Source organism: Verrucomicrobiota bacterium (genome assembly GCA_037139415.1).
GTDB lineage: Bacteria > Verrucomicrobiota > Verrucomicrobiia > Limisphaerales > Fontisphaeraceae > JBAXGN01.
Window position 1 is genome coordinate 1 of record JBAXGN010000316.1, and the last position, 4,605, is coordinate 4,605.

Here is a 4,605-nt window from a genome sequence, read left to right on the forward strand (position 1 = left end):
CGTTAATTCGTATTTTGTATTCATAATGTTCATCATTTCGGGGAACAGCGTAGCATGGGGGGTAGGACAAATACGGTCCTACCCTCAAAAAAGTTTGAAAAATATTGTTTGGGGAAAAAGGCCGGTAAAATGGGGGCAGACATGGCAAAAAGATTATCTGGTAAAAAAATTGAACTGAAGAAGATAGGAAATTGGAGCCAGGCGTTGGAACCTTCAAACCGCGAAATATGTTAACCCCGGCGGAAGAGCGCGGAGAGGACGGCGCAGAGGATGAGGAAGAGCGCGAGGATGGAGTGAATTTGAAAGGGGAAATCGTAACGGGCATGAACGAGGCAACCACCCACGGCACACCAGAGCAGCATGACAAAGTATTTATCCGCAGGAATGCCGCTCGGACCCGGCGCAAACCAGCGAGCCAGGCAAACCCCCAAGGCGGCGAGCAGCAGAAAGAGCCCTGGCCACCCAAACGTAATCAGCGTTTCGAGCCAATCGTTATGCAGTTGCGCGGGCCAGTACTCGCCCGAGGAATTACGGTAGAGCTGAAACAGGGTGTTAAAGCTGCCGGGGCCGGTGCCAAAAAATGGGGCGTCTTCGGCCATGCGGCGTCCGGTGTAGAACATTTCTTCCCGGTCCGCGAACCCTTCTTGAAGCGTTTCCATGCGCGGGCCGATTTCCTCCCACCCCAGCAGGACGCTCATGACGATGGTCAGGCCGAGGATTAGGAAAACACTGGCTTTTCTAAGCCAACCGGCCTGCCACTGGGCCAGCAGCAGGATCGCCACGGCCATGACACTCAAGCCCGCCATGACCATGGCCCCGCCACGACTGGTGGAGACCACCGGGCAAACGGCCATCAATAGGACCATGGACAACAGGAGATGATGAATGCGAGGGTGAATGAGATCCAAGTGCTGATGACGAGTCCGGGCGCGCTGGTAGGTCCACCAAAGGCCGAGCGAGACGGGCCAGATCAGATTAAAGTACTGGGCGGCATTGGCCCGGTAGGCGAAGGGACCGAAAATTTCCAATGGATTTTTATGGATGCGTGCCTCCACCAGCCAGAGCAATTCGCTAGTGCCGTCCATGCGTTGAATGATGCTAACCATGGCCAACACGGCGCCATTCACGCTCAAGAGCCAGAGCAGGCGGCGCAGTCGCGGGGGCAGCAGGCCATGTGCCAGATCGGAATTCCCGGGTGCCTCGGTCAGTTCCGGATCGTGAAGCAACCAGGAGCGCACCGCCCAGAACGCAAAGGCCAGCGCCAGGTACATCGAGAAATAACGCCAACTGGTGGCCTGGTCATAGCTGTGCGGCAACCAGGGAATGATGTCGTGATAAATGAAACTCCAACCTTCCGGGCGGTAGGTGGCGCGGGCGTTCCAAGCGCTGGCCAGTGTGAAACCCAGGATCAACAGGCACAAGAGGGCGAGCGCCCAGTCCAACGTCTTGCCCCAGTGCCAGGCGCGCTGGCCGGGCCAGATCACCGGGGCATAATCTCCCGTCACTCGGCGGGTGAACCAACTGAGGCCCCACAAAGCGCCGAGGGTATAACCCGTTACGTTCATGACTTCGATGGCCCACGGCTGAGTGGTGCCAAAGACCCAGGGGCCAAACACGACCATGAAACAAATGCCCAGTTCGGTGAGGGCATCCAAAAAGCTTAGAACGCTGTGGCGAGCGATCATGATGGGGGGGTGGTTTTTCGCTGTTTTCGGTGGGATACTTGGTGGAATTCCGAAGTCCGAAATCCGAGATCCGAAAGAAATCCGAAGTCCGAAATCTGAAAACGGGCCAACTCCATGAGGGGTGGTGAACGATGTCGCGTTAATTTCATTTTCACTATAAAATTAAATTATATATAACTGCGAGTGGTTATGTAATTGAATGTGTTAGAAATTCAAGAGCGTCGGGAAATGACGAATGGTCTGCCGACTGGGAAGTCGGCGACACAGCAGGTTTGGAAACCTGCGCTACTATGGATGCAGTGGCAAACTGGGAATGGTATAAGCGGTGGCGAGCGATCATGATGGTGGTGCGGCCATAATCTGGCTGAATCGCTCGTCGGCGGCTTCGGCGATTTTGGCGAGGAGATTCCGTTTTTCGAGGTGCAGTTCGTCGGAGTTGGCCTTGGGGATGAAATAAAATTGAATCTTCAAACCAGAGTCAAACTCATGGTTGTCATGCGTCAGACCGGGCGGAACAGTTTGGGAAGTGTCCCGTTCGAGAAACCACTGGTACTGGATGGCTTGGGCGTTTGGCGCGGGGTTGGGCAGAGTGATGCGGACCCCGGCTTTGCCGTATTCCTGGCACGCCCCCTGCAATAGGTCAATGATCTGGCGTTGGTTTTCGGCGATGGCGATTTTGCACTTGGCAAACTCGGCATAATGGTTCAGCGCCTTGAATTTCATCCGTTCCGGGCTATTCAACAGCGCGACCATGGTTTTCCAGTAACCCAAAGTGCGCAGCCCGGTATAGCTCACAAAAAAGACGCCGACCAAACCGATGGCAATCCCGAGGCTGTTTTGAAAAACGCTCACCAAAGCCAGGAGGCTGAACAGCGCGCATACCAGGTAAATCGCGAAGGCGGATTGCCGATGCGTCAACCCCAGATGCAACAGGCGATGATGGATGTGGCCGGCGTCGGCGGAGAACATGGATTTGCCCCGGATTGCCCGGCGGGTCATGGAGAGAAGGGTGTCGGCGATGGGATAGCCCAGGACCAGAACGGGAATGAGCATGGAGGTGGCCATGATCCCCTTTTGGGCGGTGATCATGGAAGACACCGCCAGGGTCATGCCGAGAAACAGACTGCCGGTGTCGCCCAGGAACACCCGGGCCGGATTGGTGTTGTAGGGGAGAAAACCGAGACAAGCGCCGGTGAGCGCCGTGAGCAGCACGGCGGCGACGACATTCCCATGGATAATGGCAATCAAGGCATTTGTGCCGGCGGCAAACAGAGCCACACCTACCGCCAAACCGTCGAGTCCATCCACCAGGTTGATGGCGTTGGTAATGCCGATGATCCAAATTATGGAGAGAAGCGGGCCAATAAAATCCAGCGGCACGGTTCCGAGGCCGGGGATGGTAATATTGGAGAAACGCACACCACTCAGGACGAGCGCCACCGCGATCGGCAACTGGATGAGAAATTTCTTCCGGGCATTCAGGCCGCGAATGTCATCCACCACCCCGACGAGGAGCATTATGAAACCGCTGAGTAGGATCAGGAGCACCAGACGCCCTTGCGCAAAGAGGTTGGAGTTGACCAGATTCGAGTGAAAACTCAGGGCGTAAACGGGCAACCACATGCCGACGGCCACGGCCAAGCCGCCGAGCAACGGCACGGCTTGTTGGTGAATTTTACGGTTGCCGGGGTGATCCACGATGTCCAGCCATTTGGCCAACCAGATGACCAAAGGCGTCAAAACCAGTGATACGACACCGGCCATGATGAAGACTACCCAATAGGTTTTATAAAAAGCCATCTTGTTCGTGAGAGACTAGCGTGTAACGGATGAGGGGGCAAGGGAAAAGCAAACTTGAAACCAGAAACCTGAAACTTGAAAATGGGAACCCGATTATGCAGAAAAATGAACCGGCAGAAAAATGGGAAGCCGAAGCCGGACATGGCAAAAATATTATCTGGCATAAAAATTGGGAACAACACCTGAAACCTGAAAATGGAAACAGCGTCATTTTTTACCACTGATTGACACGGATTAGCACAGATTAACAAAAACTGAAACCTGAAACGTTTTACCGGTTTTTACCGGTTTTTACCGGGAACCGGTCAACCTTGCCAGGCATGTGTGCTAATGACGAATTCCTCCATGGGGATGTCGCGGGTGGTTTCGGAGAAATTCAGGGGGCCAACCTGCTGGTTGATTTCGGCACGCAAGCGGGCAGCGATGTCGTGCAGGCGAGAGGCCGGGATTTCCTCCAGGTCGCGTTTTTCGATTTCCTCCTCCAAACGCTTGAGCTGGCGGGCGAGGGCTTCCCAACGCTGATGACGCTGGCCGAAAATACGCTCCGCCATCGCTTCGGTCTCGGTGGCGCGGAGGTTTTGAATCTCGAATTGATATTGGCGGCTCCACTTGATGAGGGTGGGCTTGGAAATGCCAAGCTGCACCACGATGTTATTGAAGCTCATGCCCTGAGAGCGCATGAGAATAAAACGGGCAATGTTTTCCTGGTCGGTCATAATCGTGCTTTCCGTCCGGTTACGCATGGTGAACCGGAACTCATATGCAGGATGATACCATCGGTTCCTGCTCCGATATTACGGAAAAAGAATAACACAAGACCAGGAGGCGCCAAAACGAATAGTGGGAGAGTAGTGGAGGGATAGTGGAGTGTTTATTAGGAATAGTAAAATAAAGGCTGAAAATGGAAACCCGATTTTGCAGAAAAATGGGAAGCTGGACATGGCAAAAATATTATCTGGCATAAAAATTGGGAAGCCGATCTTGCAGAAAAATGAAACGGCAGAAAAATGGGAACTAATGCATGAAAACTTGAAACCTGAAACTTGAAACTTGAAAACAAATACAAAAGGGTGTGTGACCGGAGAGTAACTTTGTTCAAGCGGCGATTTGGAGTTTGAGG

General features: G+C 53.7%; 4 protein-coding genes. 1 reads left to right on the forward strand and 3 read right to left on the reverse strand.

What is annotated here, in order from left to right; translation table 11 throughout:
* Positions 1-230: 230 nt before the first annotated feature.
* A complete protein-coding gene (locus WCO56_28980; GenBank protein MEI7733634.1) occupies positions 231-1,685 on the reverse strand; it encodes an O-antigen ligase family protein in 1,455 nt (484 codons plus the stop codon).
* A 336-nt stretch (positions 1,686-2,021) separates the two neighbouring features.
* Positions 2,022-3,485: an MraY family glycosyltransferase gene (locus tag WCO56_28985; protein MEI7733635.1), complete on the reverse strand. Its 1,464-nt coding sequence runs from the start codon at positions 3,483-3,485 to the stop codon at positions 2,022-2,024.
* Positions 3,486-3,580: 95 nt separating this feature from the next.
* On the opposite strand from WCO56_28985, the gene WCO56_28990 reads away from it, so the two are divergent.
* Positions 3,581-3,709 carry a hypothetical protein gene (locus tag WCO56_28990; GenBank protein MEI7733636.1) on the forward strand — a complete coding sequence of 43 codons (129 nt, stop codon included), beginning with the start codon at positions 3,581-3,583 and terminating at the stop codon, positions 3,707-3,709.
* Positions 3,710-3,790: 81 nt separating this feature from the next.
* On the opposite strand, the gene WCO56_28995 is transcribed toward WCO56_28990, so the two are convergent.
* Positions 3,791-4,201 (reverse strand): hypothetical protein, encoded by a 411-nt coding sequence (locus WCO56_28995; GenBank protein MEI7733637.1) that lies wholly within the window; start codon positions 4,199-4,201, stop codon positions 3,791-3,793.
* Between the last annotated feature and the right edge of the window lie 404 nt (positions 4,202-4,605).

What these genes read in the sequence shown, in the direction of transcription:
- WCO56_28980 (MEI7733634.1), bottom strand. Translation starts at nt 1,685, where the DNA reads ATGATCGCTCGCCACAGCGTTCTAAGCTTTTTGGATGCCCTCACCGAA.
- WCO56_28985 (MEI7733635.1), bottom strand. Translation starts at nt 3,485, where the DNA reads ATGGCTTTTTATAAAACCTATTGGGTAGTCTTCATCATGGCCGGTGTC.
- WCO56_28990 (MEI7733636.1), top strand. Translation starts at nt 3,581, where the DNA reads ATGCAGAAAAATGAACCGGCAGAAAAATGGGAAGCCGAAGCCGGACAT.
- WCO56_28995 (MEI7733637.1), bottom strand. Translation starts at nt 4,201, where the DNA reads ATGACCGACCAGGAAAACATTGCCCGTTTTATTCTCATGCGCTCTCAG.